This is a genomic window from Amycolatopsis sp. CA-126428 (assembly GCF_002904335.1).
Lineage (GTDB): Bacteria > Actinomycetota > Actinomycetes > Mycobacteriales > Pseudonocardiaceae > Amycolatopsis.
In genome coordinates this window covers 1-14,811 of sequence record NZ_PPHF01000153.1, presented here as the reverse complement: position 1 = coordinate 14,811, position 14,811 = coordinate 1, and the positions used below count along the sequence as shown (strand labels likewise).

Below are 14,811 nucleotides of genomic sequence, written 5' to 3'. Positions count from 1 at the left end.
CAAGGCTCGCCGGGGCACCGCAAGTGGACAGGAAGTCGGCCGGTGCCGTAAGTCCAAGGGATCGGTACTTCAATCCGCTTCAGGCCAGCGGGGCATCCGAGGACTTGGAGATCCTCAAACGAGCCACGGCTTTTTCGCGCTCCCGGGCCGCCCACTACACCCGTCGCGCCGCACCCCCTCTCAGCATGAACACGACGACGCGGAGCTGACCGAGGAAATCGTCGCGATCCACGACGAGTCGAACGGCACCTACGGAATCCCCCGGGGGCGTGCCCCCGGGGGGATTGTGGGGGACTCGGCCCCCAACAGGACACGACGAAGAGAGCCCTGTTTGCGTGGTCCGCAAGCAGGGCTCTTCTGCGATCGAGTGCGCGATACTGACGATCCCGCGGAGGTCGCAGCCGACGAAATAGAGAGCCTTCGCCTTCGCCTCGGTGGACTTCTTCCACGTGGACACGGTGTTGCTGCGCCGCCGTACATCTCGACCAGCGTGCCGACCTGACTCGCCGGCGCCAGGACGTAGACGAGCTCGGGCCGCGGCGTAAGTGGTACACGTTGGGAGATAAGACCGTCCACCCCGGTTCTTCGACGGTGTCGCGGTCCGATGGAAGTGGGGATCCGTCTGTAACGGGCCGGTGCAACAGCCGCGACGCCGTTCGCGATGTTTCCGGCAACAGTCCTCCGAGACGGACGGGGAGCATGGGCGACCACAACCGGCGGCTGATAGCCATCGCGATTCCGGACGCGGCCGCCTCGGCCGCGTTCCAGGACGGCGTGGCCGCCCAGCTGGCCGCGGTCGAGGCGTGGTGGTGCGCGCCGGAACTCGGCGACCGCGTCTTCGCCCTGCGCCGCATCGAAGGAATCGACTCGCGGCGGGACTTCGAAACCGCCGTTCACGATGCCGGGCTGCGTCGGTTGGCCGCGTCCGATGTCGCGCTCGTGTACCTCACCGGGCACGGCAAGCGCGGCCCGTCTGGGCGTCATTATCTGCTCCTGCCGGACACCCCGCACGGGCGGCTGCCCGGGCACGCCTACCCGACCGCCGACGTGGTGGCGGCCGTGCTCGACTCGGACGTCCGCCACGTGCTGGTCATCGTCAACTCGTGCTTCTCCGGCTCGCTCGAAGCCGAACTCGGTGGGCTGCGGGAGGACCTGACGGCCGAACGCCGGGGGCTCACGTCGGTGAGCGTGTTCGTCAGCGCCGACTTCGACGAGATGCCGCGGGTCCGTGAGTTCGCCGAGCTCCTCGAGCGGCTGCGGGAGTGGCTTCGGACGAAAGCCGAGTACACCGCGCCGTTCCTCACCTTCGACGAGTTCGAGAAGGAGCTCGTCGACGCCGCTCGCCGGGCGCCCAGGCTGCTCGAGCCGCGCCGGGTGTGGCGGACCGGGCCCAGTGACGAGCCGAGTCCCTGCCTGCCCAACCCGGGGTACCGGCCGCCGGACGACGTCGTCTCCCCGGCCCGCCGGCAGGTCGCCACCAGCGCCGGCGAGCTGGACTACTGGCTCGACCGGGCCAGCGGGCGCCTGTCCGGCGACGATCCCGGCTGGTACTTCGCGGGCCGGCAGCAGCTGACCGGCCAGGTTGCGGACTTCCTCCGTGAAGGCCGGGGGACCCTGATCGTCACAGGCGCGGCGGGCACGGGGAAGTCAGCGATCATCGCCCGCGCGGTGACCCTGAGCGATCCGGCGTTTCTGGCCGACCCCCGGTACTCCGAGGCGGTGACGTCCGCGCCGCCCGAGACGGTCCCGCCGCCGGGCGCGGTCGATGTCGCCGTGCTGGCGCGGAACAAGAGCGTAGACGAGGTCGTCGACCAGCTGCTCGCCGCTTTCGGCTGCGCCGGCCCAGGTTCGCGGGAGTCCCTGCGGGAACTCCTGGAACGCGAGGACATGGTTCGCACGATCGTGGTCGACGGGGTCGACGAGGCCCGCACCCCGGCGTTGCTCGTAGTCGACGTGCTCGGCCCGCTCGCGCGCCTGACCGACCGGGACGGCCGGCACCGGGTCCGCCTGGTCGCCGGCGTGCGCAGCAGTAGGCGGACGGGCGCGGACCCCGCGGAACCCGAGCTGGTCGACCTGCTGCGCCAATCCGCCGACGAGGTCGTCGAGCTGCGGACGGATGGCGCGGAAACCGAAGGCGCCATCGCCCAGTACGTCGAGGCGTTGCTCAGCGAGAAAGAGCCGGCGTACCGGACCGCCGTGGCCTCGGTCGTCGCGAACCGGGTCGCGCCGTCGTTCCTCGACGCGCGGCTGGCCGGCCAGCGGCTCCGCGAAGTCCCCGCTCCGCAGCGTATCGACGACCGGCAGTGGCTGGCTTCCCTCGACGAAGGCACGGTCGGCCTGCTCCGGCAGGACCTGCTCGACGCGCAAACGCCGCAGCACTCCGCCGGCGAGCTGCTCGCGGTGCTGCAGGCCGCGGCGTTCGCGCGGGGTGGGGGCATCCCCTGGGCCGACGTCTGGCCCGCGGTCGCGGCGGCCGTGCTGGGCCAGGCGGACGCCGAAGATGACCTGGACGGCGCGATCGCCCACGTCATCGGCGGCCGCCTGTGCGGCTACCTTGCCCGCGACAGCGAGGACGGGCGCAGCGTCTACCGCCCCGCGCACGAACGGCTCGCCCAGGTACTGCGGGAAGATCCCGAACGGATCCTGGACAGCGTCCCGGTCTCGGAGGGGCGCGTGCCGCACGGCCGGATCGCCGAACGGCTCAGCGACCTCGCGCGCCGGGCGCCCGGGCTGCCGCCACACCCGTACCTGCGCCGCCACCTCGTCGACCACGCGGCGCTCGGCGGCGTGCTGGACGACCAGATCGTGTTCCCGGCCTTCCTGCCGTGGGACACCGGGGGGCATGTGCGGGGCCTGCTGGGGCTACCCGTCACTGACGCGCCGGGCAAGGCTGCGCTGTCCGCGTGGGGGCGCATCGAGCCGTTCCTGGGTGACGCCGACCAGCCGTCCCGGGCGCTGGCTCTGCGGTTGTCCCAGCTCGCCACCGGCGCGACGAGCGCGGTGGATCCCGTAGCCGAGGCGAGCCGGACTATCGCGCTGCGGCCGCGGTGGGCGCACTGGACCGTGCTGGGCAACGTCGTCGCCAGCCTGCCGTCGCAGGCTTCCGCGTTGACGGCTTTTCCCGGCCCCGACGGGAAAGCGCTGCTGGCCATCGCAACCTACGACGGCACGGTCGGTGTCCGGGACCCGGACACCGGACGAGCGGTCGGCGAGCCGCTCCCAGGCGACGCGACTGCTCTCGCCGCATTCACCGGGCCCGGCGGCCGTTCCCTCCTGGCCATCGGCGGCCGCCGGGGCGCGATCCGGGTGTGGGATCCCGCCACCGGGCGGCTCATCGCCCGTCCCCTGACCGGTCACACGAGCTCGATCAACGCCGTGCACGCCTTGCGCGCGTTCGGCCGGACGCTCCTCGCGACCGCGAGCCAGGATGAGACCGTCCGGCTCTGGGACCTCGCCACCGGGCTCCCGTTCGGCGCACCGCTGGTCGGGCACACTGGCGGGGTGCGCGCGGTGACGTCGTTCTCGACGCGCGACGGGAAAGTCCGCCTGGCCACCGGCAGCTGGGACCAGACAATCCGGGTCTGGGACGTCGCCGGCGGCCGCCCGGCCGGACGGCCGATGACCGGGCACATCGGCGCGGTGAACTCGGTGCTCGCGCTGCCGGCGGAGGGACTGCTCGCGAGCTGCGGCGCGGACGGGACTGTGCGGGTGTGGGTTCCGGAGGGAACTGGCCGGCGGATCGAGACCCACGGCGGTGGCGTGCAGGCGGTCGCCGGATTCACCGCCGACGGCCAGGACCGACTGGTGACCGTCGACCTCGACGGCACCTTCAGGACCTGGACAACCTGGGGCACCCCGGTGGGGGAGCCGATGACGGGCACCACGGACCGGGTCACCGCGCTGACGACGTTCACCAGCCGCGCCGGGCGGCTGGTGCTGGCGACCGGCGACCGGGATGGCACCGTGCGGCTCTGGGACCTCGCCGCGCCGCCCGCCACGCCGGTCGACGGGGTCAACGCCGTCACGGAATTCCGCGACCATGGCGGAAGGCGGCTCCTGGCCGGCGCCGGTGACAACGGTGCGGTGCGCGTCTGGGATGCCGGCACCGGCGAGCTGATGCGGACGCTGACCAGTGACCGGGACGTGACCTGGTCGGTCGCCGCGGTGCGCGGCCGCGACGGCCGGACGTTGCTGGCCACTGCCGCCGACGTGCCCGCGATCCGGATCTGGGATTTCGGTTCGGGCGAGCTCGTGCGGACGCTGGACGGGCACACCAGCGGAGTAGAAGCCCTCGTCGTGGTACCCGGCCGGCCGTGGCTGGCCAGCGGCAGCCGGGATTGCACCGTGCGAGTCTGGGACGCGGACACCGGCGCCGAGGTCATGCCGGCGATGACCAGCCACACTGACTCGGTCAACGCGCTCGTGACCTTCCGGAACCCGTCTGGCTAGCAGCTGCTGGCCAGTGCCGGCGACGACCGTTCCGTGCGGATCCGGGACCTCGCCACCGGGGCCGTTGTGCGGGAGCTGACCGGTCACCCGAGCGGGATCAAGACCATGACCGCGTTCGTCGACGCGGGCGGGCACGTCGTGCTCGCGACCGGCAGCCACGGCGAGCACGAAGTGCGACTCTGGGACCCGTCGACCGGCGAACAGCTGGTGGTGCTGCCCGGTCACCTCGGCGGGGTGAACGCGATCGAGGCGTTCACGGGCTCTGAGGGGCAGGTGCTGCTGGCGGCCGGCGGCGGCGACCGCACCGTGCGCGTCTGGGACCTGCGCGCCCGGCGCGAGCTGATCCGGCTCGTGGTCGCGGCGCCGGTGGAGACGCTGCACGTCGTGCGGGCGAGCGTGTCCGGCGGGCGGCAGGCTGCGGGCTACCTGGCGATCGGCGGGCCCGCCGGGGTCGCGGTCGTCGAGATCACTCCCGCGCCATGACGAGCTGCGTGACCGCCGCGCCGCCACCGGACACCTCCACCCGGTAGACGCCGGGCGCGGGCAGCGTGACAGCGACAGCCACATCGCCGTCCCGCCGGTGCGGCGAAGGGTGATCGACGACGACGCCGGTGTCGGCGTCGGTTACCGTGCACCGGGCCTCGTGGGGTTCGACGCCGTCGAGGGTCGCGGTCCACTCCGTGCCGGGGGTGACGACGTCGGGCAGCGCCAGCCCGACGTCGCCGGCGCCGAGTCGCGGCCCGAGGTCGGCCTCGGCGTTGAGCAGGACGTCGCGGACGAAGTCGATCGCTTCCCGCGAGCGGGCCAGCGAGCCGTGCTGCTGGGCGACCGGCGCCGCGACGGCGTTGGCCGGCACAGCCGAGTTGCGCGGCACGGTGCCGTCGCCCCGCCCGTCGACGCGCAGCAGCTCGCCACCCGCCTCCCGTCGGAACTCACCGTCCGGGTCGAGGCGGAAGGTGTAGGGATCGTGCTCAAGCGTCCCGCCAACCAGCTTGAGGGTGCTCATGGTCGGCTGTTCGATCCCGATCAACGCCCGGTGCCCGGGCAGTGGAGCGGGCCGGCGTTCGAAGGCGGCGCGGGCCAGCTCGGCCGAGCCGCCCAGGCGTCCGACGTCCGCCGGGGTCAGCCGCCGGACCGAGTCGCCCTCGTCGACACAGCGGTAGGTCGGCAGTAGGTCGTGGACACCGGGCAGGCCGGTGGCCAGTTCCCGCAGCCGCCGCCGCGGCAACGGCCCGCCCCGGCCGGCGCCGAGGATGACAGCGGCTTTCGCGGCGCCGTCGAACGGCGTGCCCAGGGTGACGACCGTCCGGACCTCGTCGATGGCGCCGGAAATCCCGGCCATCTCCTGGCAGAGCAGGCCACCCATGGAGTGCGCGACGAGCACCAGCCGGGCGTCGGTCCGCCCCGAGCGGGTCTGCCAGGCGACCAGGTGCGCGACGGCGGCCCCGGCGAGCAGCTTGGCGTTGTGGGCGACGGGCAGCCGCCAATCGTAGGCGAACTCGAGCACGGCCGACGGATCCGCGACGGTCTTCCGGATGGCGTTGACGAGCGAGGTGTACGGCTCGAACCCGGCCAGCCACGGCGCGAAGGCGGGAAACCGGAGCAACCCGGTGGCCTTCACCCGCCCGGTACGCCCTTCGAGCTCGTCCGGGGTGACCCGCAACGGGGCCAGACCATCGCCGGAGCTCCAAGCCCGCACGTACCAACCGAGCCGCCGCAGCCCCCAGAGCACGACGCCGGTTTCGGCATCGACCAGTTCACTGCCCATGATCCCCGGCACGACGACTACGGCGTCCCACGTCACCTGTTCCCGGATCTCCAGCACCACGGCAATCTAACGGCTTTCGGCGGTCAGCGCCGGGGGCGGAGTCGGGCGGCGTGATCAGCTCCGGCTGCGCGGCCGGGGGTTCTCTACGCCTTGCCAACCCATCCGCAGCGGTCCGAGAACTTGGCTGTCCCAGCAATCCTCCGGTATGTCGGAACCGTATCAGCCGCGTGGCATACCAGAAAAAGCGGCCGACTACAGGGCTGATTGGCTGAATCAGCGCTATGTGGATCCTCTCCGGGTGTTCAGCGTTCGATAAGCGGTTGCTGCGAGTCTGGTCCTGCACCACTGATCGTCAACCGCACGACTGCGCGACGCGCATTCTATCGACGCTACCTACACCAGGAGTCTGACCATGAAGAAGGACGCAATAAAGCTGGGGCTGCTAGCTGTCGGCTTCACGGCGGCAAGTGTGCTGGTGCCAGTTCAGGCTCAGGCTGCGACGGGTAGCCTGTGGCTTGCCGAGAACCAAAGCATGGGTGGGAAGAACTGCAGCTGGGCGGGCTCCCAGTCGAACCTCGGCAATACCTTCTGCTCGTTCAGCGACAAAGCCAGTTCTGTCTGGAACGGTAGCGACAACGCCTGGGTGCTCTACGACGACGCCGGCTACAAGGACCGCCGGTACTGCATCGGCCCGGGCGGCCGGATCGCGAACCTGCACGACAGTCGGTGGAACTTCGGGGACAAGATCTCTTCCATCCTACGTCTGTCCGGCACGAGCTGTGCGGGGTATCCGACCTTCTGAGAGGCAGCCCGGCGCGGGCATTCCGCTGAGCGCTCATGTGTGACAAACGACGCCCTGCCCCAGGCCGAATGCACGTTTCCGGTTCGATCCTACGCAAATGTGACGAGCCCTACCTGCATCGGCACTGCCGCCCAACGGTTACCAGGGAAAGCCCAAACCAGGCCGCGGACCCCACGTGTCCGAGCTTCGGGACTGCTGGCTACCCGCAGAGAGCGGTCGACCCGCTTCGTCGGAGGAGGAGTCGGCGGCGTCGTTGTGCGTCGACGGATCGATTTCCGCGGCGCCGAATTGCCGGACGGCTTCATGAGTGACGAGACGTAATCAGCCGCAGGTGGCGAGGAAGCGCCCACCGGGCTGAACGACAGTGCACGCACCGCTCCGGTGTGCCCGCCGAGCTCGACGATCTGCTGGTAGTGGGCGGGATCCCATAGGCCCGTTTCACCGTCCGAGCCGGCGACGGCGACGAGTCCTCTAGCGGAATTGTAGGCAATGGCAACGTCTTTCAGCTGGTCGACGTTGAACGCAGTCTGCCGGTTGCCGGAGGCGATGTCCCACACGTCACCTGGCTCAGGTAGTAACGGCCGCTCCAGCCAGCGTAGGAAACGGCGACGAGCCGCCCGTCCGGGCTCAGGGTCAGGTTCCGTTCCGGGCTTCCGGCTCGGCCGGTCAGTTCGCGTGGCCGGCTCCCGGGAACGAGGTCGCTGACGACCAAGTTGCCCGATGAGAGAGCGGCGAGCAGCTGCGTTCCGTCCCGGGTGACCCGGTAAGCCCATTCCCGGGCATCGGCCAGCCGCGTCTCGCGCGCCAGTGCGTCGGGTCCCGGTTCGTCTCCTTCCACGTCGCGCCGCGTCGGTCAGCTGCCGGTGCACCCGCAGGCCGTCGCGGTTCTCAGCCAGCCACTCGCGTAGCCGGGGCCACGCGTCGATCAGGGCCTCGTGGGTGAGCTCGACCGTGGTGGCGTCCAGGGTGATGAGCCGGGACGCCGCGAGCCGGGCAAGCACGGCGTCGACGCAGGGGTCGCCGTCGAGCTCGTCGCGCCGGATCCGGCCCCGGTGTCCTCGCCGAGGTCGATCAGCCGCAGGAAGAGCTGCTCGGCGACAGCTTGTTCGGCGTCGTCGAGCGTCGAGTATTCGGCTTCGGCGGTGTTGGCGAGCGCGCCGCGGATGTCGCCGGTGGCGTAGTAGCCCGACAATGCGAAAACGGTGCCCCGACGCCGGCGCCAGGTCTCCAGCAGAGCGTGCGACAGCAGCGGGAGTGTCCCGGGTTCGGCGTGGGCCTCGGCGACCCGTGGGGTTCCGAAATCGGTTCACGTGCCAGACCTGCGGAAACAGACACGTGACGGACAGGGCGTGATCGGCAGCCGGGACGCTGCGTGTTCTACTTGATCTTCCTCCGGCTGGTGATTCTGTTGGTGTTGCTCGGGCGGTCGTCGGGGTCCAAGGATGTCGAGTTGCTGGTGCTTCGCCGCGAGGTGGCTGTGCTGCGCAGAGGCACCCGAAACCTCGTCTGGAGTGGGCCGATCGGGCGGTGATCGCTGGGTTGGTTCGGCTGCTGCCCACAGGGCTGCGGCTGCACCGGTTGGTCACCCCGGGAACGATCCTGCGCTGGCATCGGCGCCTGGTCGCCGCGAAGTGGACCTAGCCACACCGGGTCGGCCGTCCGTCCGTCGACGACGCGATCGCTGGGCTGATCGAACGGATGGCCAAGGAGAACCACTGTTGGGGCTACAAGAGGATTCAAGGTGAGCTGCTCAAGCTTGGACACCGGGTCGGTTCCTCGACGATCCGGCGGATCCTGAAGCGGGCGCGTATTCCTCCCGCGCCGGCGTGCGACTTCTTCCACGTCGACTGCGCGTTCACCCTCAAGCGGATCCACGTGTTCTTCGTGCTGGAGGTCGGCAGCCGCTACGTCGACGTCCTCGGCGCGACCACCCCCACCCGGACAGCGGGTGGACCACCCAGCAGATCCGCAACCTCGTGATGAATCTCGGTGATCGAGTCGACGAGTTCGGATTTCTCGTCCGCGATCGGGCTGGCCAGTTCACGGCCTCGTTCGATGCCGTCCTGGCTGACGCCGGCATCGAGACGGTGAGAATTCCCGCGCGTCGCCCACGGGCGAACGGCTACGCCGAGCGGGTTTGTGCTCACGGCTAGAACTGAGCTCACCGACCGCGTGTTGATACTGAGTGAGCGGCATAGCGGCATCTGCGGGCCGTGCTCGCTGAGTACGTCCGGCACTACAACGGTCGACGGCCGCACCGTTCCCGCGAGCTTCGCCCATCCCGGCCGACCCACCCTCCGGCAGATCTCGACTCTCAGCGGATCAAGCGACAGCGGCTTCTCGGAGGCCTGATCAACGAGTACGAACGAGCCGCATAAAGCCGCTGGTCAGCGCCGGCGAGGGACTTTGGAACCCCACACGTTCTCGGGCTCACCGCAGATCTACACGGACTATCTCGCCGTCGCGGAGAACCCAGCGTAGTCTCGCGCGACGGCTACGAACGCTGATCGGCGAGTCGCCGACTCCCGCCAACGTTCATGGGCAGAGCGCTAGCGATCGGGTAACGCGGCGCGGGTTTCGGCCAGATCGGCAAGAAGGTCGCCGCGTTGATCGATGCGGTCGAGGACGTCGTCGGCCGTGAACGTCAACTGGTTGACGTGGGAGTGGGCTGCGACCTCGTCCCAGGTGATCGGAGTCGACACGGTCGGATGGTCGCGCCCGCGCAGTGAGTACGGAGCAATAGTGGTTTTGGCAGGATCGTTCTAGGACCAGTCGATGAAGACGTGGTTGGTGCGCTGGGTCTTGGCCATGACCGCGGTGACGCTGTCGGGATCGTCCCGGGCGAGCTATTGCGCGAGCCTTTTTGCGTACGCGGACGGCGCGGCGGGGTCACCGATGTCGATGGCGGCGTAGAGCTGCATGCCTTTGGCGCCGGAGGTCTTGGCGAATGGTTTGAGGTCGTCGGCGACCAGGGGTTCACGGAGGTACTCCGCAACGCGGCAGCAGTGGACGATCGAGGTGGCGGGGCCGGGATCGAGGTCGAACTCCAGCAGGTCCGGCGGAAGCCGGTTGCCGTCGGAGTCGACCCGCCATTGCGGGACGTCGAGTTCGAGGGCCGCCATGTTCGCGGCCCACACAAGAGCTGCCAGCTCGTCGAGCAGGGCGTACTTGATCTCGCCTTCGCTCCGACCAGGTACGTAACATTAACCACCGTCGCGTGAGAAATTGAATACCATCAATTCTGAGTTCGTAGCCGGCGACTTTATCTCAAAGTCAAGAGTGCCCTACCCCGAACCGCTTTTATTGTCAGTAGATCCACCGTTGCCGGTCTTTCCTTCCGGTACCAGGTTACTGTATTCTAGTACGTTCGACTCGTTGAACACAACGGTGTCGCCGTCGTGAACTGCTTTGGCGACAATCTGTGCCAGCTGTTCTGGAGTCGCCTCGGGATGGCGCCTGGCGATGTCCCTTCCAACTTCGTTGTTGTACAGATCCATAGCCATACGCGCAGGCGGGTTATCCTGGATTCCCTCGTGTGCGGTTGCAAAGTGGTACGCCCATTTATTGCCGCCGGTCCGACACAGCAAGGAATTCCAGTAGGCGTGACGAAAAGCGTTTCGGTGACTGTCATCAGGCGCTTGATTGGGAAACAGTTCGGCCGCGGCTTTGTCGGCCGTGGCGCGTGCCGCGACTGTGGCCATAGCTTGGTCCTTATAGCGTGGGTCATTGAGAAGGTTATCAAAGGCGGCGGCTTCGGACTTCGTTATCGCAAAGCCCAAGGAAGGGATCCGTATATCTCCATTCGGATCTTCTTCTCTTTGATAAAGTCGCTGAATTTCCTCGATAGATGGTTTCACTCTTTGAGGCAAGGTTGCCGAACTTATCTCACTCCAAGCGATGTCATTCGCGAGAAAGTCTCCGAATGCGGGCTGCGGTTCATGCCATTCTTGTTTGATTGGAGCAACAGATGTCATGTCGCGCAGAATGGCCGCCGAACGCTGAGCTCGTTCAAGGCATTGTGCGCGTGCGGCGTTCAGCTTATCCCTTGCCGCCTGGCGGAGTTCCTCGCCGTCATCGGCTAGATCCTCCGCTGACGGAAAATAACCGGGATAGCTTGCTGTGATACTCCTGTTTGCTGCAGCTTTGCGACTGTCGTTCTCTCCTTGATCCCAAAGGGCTATCGCATCACGTGCTTGGCTTTGTCCCCATATGAGGGTCTCGCGGTAATCGTCCAACGCTTTTTGTGCAGCATGAAATGCATCTGCTGCTTTCGCCCATTTCGGAGGCTCATCAGCGAAACTCTCGTGAAAGGCGTTCGCAGCTAGCCCTTGCCAAGATCCGGTGTTAATGCTTTTGAGATTGATGTTGACGTATTCCAGTGAATCCTCGAGTTCCTTTAGAAACCCTTGATTCCGAAGGATGGCGTCCGGCGATCCAGGAATAAGGTCCCACGGGTTTCCAGATTGACCTAATTCAGTCATGAGCTAAGCTTGATGAGCCGGCCGAGTCGGTCGATTTCTTCTCTAGAGATCAAGTCGGCATCCAGGTAAGCGTTGAGTGCGCTGCTCAGGAGCGACGCCATTGCGCGGCCATCCTCGGTGATAAAATCGATTCCGGTCTGCCAGGCTTGACAAAAGTCAAAAAATGCATCTCGGAGCTCTTCATTTCCATACTCTCCGGCATCTCCACAGAGGCCGGAGATCTTTTTTCCTGAGTCATGATCCATGACGTTCTGGATCTGGATGGTCGCAGAGATTAATTCGCCGGGTTCGACATGAATGGATCCACAGTCAATAGATGTTTGCGACACCAAGTCTCCGTTCAGGACGGCTAATTTTCGAGGGGTACCTTGCCTCAGTTTATCCAGCTCGACCGGAGTTACCGAGAGGTAATACACAAATGGATGAGTTGCTCTGTTCGATTGGGTGTTAGAACAATTGACAGGCAGGGCATAATGATACTTGTGGCGCATACTGGCAGGTCGAAGTTGAGGGTGGGCGTGGTCGCTCTCGTCGTACTGTTGCTTGCGGGTGCGATTGCAGGAGTGGGAATCGCGCTCCAGGAGCGAGACTTGCAGACGGCTGCCAATCTTTCTCAGTTGCTCGCGGTCGCTATCGCTATACCTGCACTACTTGGGGGATTATTAGCCTGGATTCGCAAATCATCGAAGGCCGTCGTGGTGGTGACCAGCGATCGTATTGTAGAAGTTCAAGACGTGCTTGCTGGATTGGTTTCTGATCAGTGGTCGGCGGAACTTATTTCACGGTCTACGGAGAGTCCGTATCCTATTCCAACCCGCTGGACGAGGTTCGATCAACAAGGCCTTGGGGGTCGACGTGGTCTCAATGATGAGCCTGAGGTCAACTTTCTGGTGCAGAACGACAATATTCACGTGGTGGCTAAGAAATTCCGCGAGTTACCACATGGTCGACTCGCGGTACTTGGGCGGTCGGGTGCGGGTAAGACCACTCTTGCTATTCAAATTCTGTCGGCACTGCTGGCATCAAGGTCGAAAACGGAACCGGTTCCCATATTTTTATCTATAGCGGAATGGGATATGAGAAGGTTTCCAAAGCTTAATGACTGGATCTCCTTGCGTCTCAATCAATGCTATCCGGCATTGCGGGCAACATCGCTGGCAGGGAGAGCGGCTCAGGTGATGGTTCAAAGAGGTTGCGTAATTCCGATACTGGACGGCCTTGATGAGGTTCCGGCGGCGTCCAGGAAAGTTGTAATGGAAGCGATAAATGCGTCATTGAATCGCGATAGTCCGCTTATTGTAACGTGTCGCACGGAAGAATTTATTGATATCTATCAAGACGACGAGGGCCTGCTGACCTCGTTCTCCTTGATAGAACCTTCCCCCTTGTCTCCTCGGGCGGTAGCCGACTATCTCAAGAGCTGTATACCGTCCCGGAGTCAAACGCGCTGGACTCCAGTTATTGAGGGCCTTAGGTCGATGTCGGAATCTGCTTCGATTATTTCCGAGGTTGCCTCCAATCCGCTGGGATTATGGCTTATTAGAAGGGTATGTATCGCCTCTGACATGTCCCCTGAAGATCTCCTCGATTCGAAGATTTTCCCGACTGTCGACTCATTGTTTCAATATCTAGTCGAGCGGTTGATTCCGCTATCATTGAGAGGGCGTGTTCCTGCGGGCAAGTTGACCGTCGCTCCGTTTGGAAGGACTAGGAGCTACGATATAGATCAGGTCGAATCTTGGCTGTCTTTTCTTGCTCAGTATTTGGAGTCAAATAACTCCAAGGGTCGCCCCAGTGGTGGATTCGCGTGGTGGGACTTGGCTCGCAGCGTCATGAATGCGAGGGTGTTTGCCGTCGTTTGTGCGTCTATATGTGCAATTTGCGCATTCTTCTCAGGTGGTATCATATGCGGCGCTGTCGAAGGTCGCGGCTTCGGCCTACTGGGAGGGATGACTCTCGCTATAAGCTTCGCGATAGCGGGGGGTCTTGTGTCCTCTGGGTGGATTATCCAAGAGCCGGGATTTGCAGGATTTGGAGGTGAAAAAAGTTTATGGCAACTTGCCTGGTTCGCTTTAAGAGACACCGCTATAGTCTCCGCTCTATTGGTGCCGACCGTAGTAGTGACTGGTGACGTTGTTCGGGGCCTTGTGCTGGCTTTTTCTGTTGGCGTAGTGTTCGGAACCGGATCAGCGATGGTCAGGTGGATCGAGTTTCCTACGTCCAGTGACATGGCTTCGACGCCCATTCTGCACTGGCGTGCCGATCGCTTGCTGAACATAGTCCGGGTGTCGATAGTTTCCATATGCTGTCTGACGATATTTTTGATCGCGGCAACCTTTGGTTATCTTTTTATTTTGATCTTCGCGTTGGCGGTTGCAGCGGCTCCCGTCGCTGGTCAAATATTTGGCTTGCGAGGCGGGAAGCACCATGCCTCAATGGCCTACATGATGGCTATAAGGTATCTTGCATGGAGGCGTAAGCTTCCGGTCAGGTTGATGCCGTTTCTTGACGATATGCACAAGGCGGGCATTCTGCGTTCTGTTGGTCCAATCTATCAATTCAGGCATGTCGAGTTGCAGGTACATCTCGCTAGAAATCGAAAACAGACTGACAATTGAATAGGTGCCCTTTTCTTGTCTTGTGTTGAGTGTCGGATCGGCGTCCGCTGCGTCGTGATGCTCGGCGGCGGTCAGGCTGCGCGGTCGGGACGCTTGCGAGTCGGCCAGGTCGGCGGCCACCGCGACGGCTGGCTCGTTCGGGAACGACCCGATCTTCTGTGGCTTGATTCGGCGGACGATGTCTGCAGTGCTTCACGCAGTGCCTGCGTTCAGCCGGCCCTCCCATGGCTCGACGCACACTGGGTTGTCCGGGTGCATGGCTGCGGCCACGAGCGATGCGTACAGCCCGTCGATTGAGACGTCGAGGCACAGCGCCACCCGCGCGAACGTCGGCCAGGTCGCCCGGGTCAGGGCACCCGTCGGGCGCCGATGCGGTCCCGGCTCGGCACAATCACCATCACCCTCGCTGAACCGTCCTCGCCCGAGCCGCTCCGCCACCTCCGTATTGGACAAACCCTCCGCGCATGCCAGCACAATCCGGCACCGCAACGCCAGCGCTTGCGCCGGCTTCGCCCGCCGCTCCCACCGCAGCAACGTCGCACGCTCGTCATCACTGAGGACCAGCTCGACCTTGGACCGTCCACGACCCGCCATCACCGCATCCTACAATTAAATAGCGCACGGGTCTGCCCAGACTTCGGTTGACACCGGAGCTGACTGTTTCTCAGGCCACTGACGCGGCCGTGTAGATGG

At 65.2% G+C, this 14,811-nt stretch carries 10 protein-coding genes and 2 pseudogenes; 6 read left to right on the top strand and 6 right to left on the bottom strand.

Translation table 11 applies throughout. The features are described from left to right. The first annotated feature begins 699 nt into the window (after positions 1–699). Together C2L58_RS38270 and C2L58_RS38265 are read left to right on the top strand one after the other, a co-directional pair. Positions 700–4,449: an nSTAND1 domain-containing NTPase gene (locus C2L58_RS38270; RefSeq protein ID WP_103342505.1), complete on the top strand. Its 3,750-nt coding sequence runs from the start codon at positions 700–702 to the stop codon at positions 4,447–4,449. Positions 4,450–4,482: 33 nt separating this feature from the next. Beyond that, on the top strand, positions 4,483–4,932 hold the full coding sequence (locus C2L58_RS38265; protein WP_103342504.1) for a hypothetical protein: 450 nt from the start codon (positions 4,483–4,485) through the stop codon (positions 4,930–4,932). Here C2L58_RS38265 and C2L58_RS38260 read toward each other — a convergent pair. Then, positions 4,916–6,274, bottom strand: a complete 1,359-nt coding sequence (locus C2L58_RS38260; RefSeq protein WP_199191648.1) for an esterase/lipase family protein — start codon at positions 6,272–6,274, stop codon at positions 4,916–4,918. The genes C2L58_RS38265 and C2L58_RS38260 overlap by 17 nt on opposite strands. A 355-nt stretch (positions 6,275–6,629) precedes the next feature. Between C2L58_RS38260 and C2L58_RS38255 the strand changes: the two genes are divergently transcribed. After that, entirely contained in the window at positions 6,630–7,019 is a 390-nt protein-coding gene (locus C2L58_RS38255; RefSeq protein WP_103342503.1) for a peptidase inhibitor family I36 protein, read from the top strand. Positions 7,020–7,108: 89 nt separating this feature from the next. Here the strand turns inward: C2L58_RS38255 and C2L58_RS51605 are convergent. Next, positions 7,109–8,250 (bottom strand): annotated as a pseudogene (locus C2L58_RS51605) (WD40 repeat domain-containing protein). 141 nt (positions 8,251–8,391) lie between these two features. Between C2L58_RS51605 and C2L58_RS50065 the strand changes: the two are divergent. Together C2L58_RS50065 and C2L58_RS51025 are read left to right on the top strand one after the other, a co-directional pair. Next, positions 8,392–8,550, top strand: coding sequence for a hypothetical protein (locus C2L58_RS50065; protein WP_199191647.1), 159 nt, complete (start codon positions 8,392–8,394; stop codon positions 8,548–8,550). A 167-nt stretch (positions 8,551–8,717) separates the two neighbouring features. Then, on the top strand, positions 8,718–8,999 hold the full coding sequence (locus C2L58_RS51025) for a hypothetical protein (RefSeq protein WP_233226173.1): 282 nt from the start codon (positions 8,718–8,720) through the stop codon (positions 8,997–8,999). 569 nt (positions 9,000–9,568) lie between these two features. Here the strand turns inward: C2L58_RS51025 and ligD are convergent. The 3 genes and pseudogenes from ligD to C2L58_RS48910 form a co-directional block, all read right to left on the bottom strand. Continuing rightward, positions 9,569–10,195 (bottom strand): annotated as a pseudogene (gene ligD, locus C2L58_RS38235) (non-homologous end-joining DNA ligase LigD); the annotation flags it as partial. 108 nt (positions 10,196–10,303) lie between these two features. Beyond that, positions 10,304–11,500, bottom strand: a complete 1,197-nt coding sequence (locus tag C2L58_RS48915) for a putative T7SS-secreted protein (protein WP_146073748.1) — start codon at positions 11,498–11,500, stop codon at positions 10,304–10,306. Then, positions 11,497–11,829: a hypothetical protein gene (locus tag C2L58_RS48910; RefSeq protein WP_146073747.1), complete on the bottom strand. Its 333-nt coding sequence runs from the start codon at positions 11,827–11,829 to the stop codon at positions 11,497–11,499. The genes C2L58_RS48915 and C2L58_RS48910 overlap by 4 nt, the downstream gene beginning before the upstream one ends. Before the next feature lie 261 nt (positions 11,830–12,090). On the opposite strand from C2L58_RS48910, the gene C2L58_RS38230 reads away from it, so the two are divergent. Continuing rightward, positions 12,091–14,118: an NACHT domain-containing protein gene (locus C2L58_RS38230; protein ID WP_158264227.1), complete on the top strand. Its 2,028-nt coding sequence runs from the start codon at positions 12,091–12,093 to the stop codon at positions 14,116–14,118. A 192-nt stretch (positions 14,119–14,310) separates the two neighbouring features. Here C2L58_RS38230 and C2L58_RS51600 read toward each other — a convergent pair whose 3' ends face one another. After that, complete coding sequence (locus tag C2L58_RS51600) at positions 14,311–14,712, bottom strand: hypothetical protein (RefSeq protein ID WP_369904308.1); 402 nt, start codon at positions 14,710–14,712, stop codon at positions 14,311–14,313. Between the last annotated feature and the right edge of the window lie 99 nt (positions 14,713–14,811).

What these genes read in the sequence shown, in the direction of transcription:
- C2L58_RS51600 (WP_369904308.1), bottom strand. Translation starts at nt 14,712, where the DNA reads ATGGCGGGTCGTGGACGGTCCAAGGTCGAGCTGGTCCTCAGTGATGAC.
- C2L58_RS48915 (WP_146073748.1), bottom strand. Translation starts at nt 11,500, where the DNA reads ATGACTGAATTAGGTCAATCTGGAAACCCGTGGGACCTTATTCCTGGA.
- C2L58_RS51025 (WP_233226173.1), top strand. Translation starts at nt 8,718, where the DNA reads ATGGCCAAGGAGAACCACTGTTGGGGCTACAAGAGGATTCAAGGTGAG.
- C2L58_RS38270 (WP_103342505.1), top strand. Translation starts at nt 700, where the DNA reads ATGGGCGACCACAACCGGCGGCTGATAGCCATCGCGATTCCGGACGCG.
- C2L58_RS38255 (WP_103342503.1), top strand. Translation starts at nt 6,630, where the DNA reads ATGAAGAAGGACGCAATAAAGCTGGGGCTGCTAGCTGTCGGCTTCACG.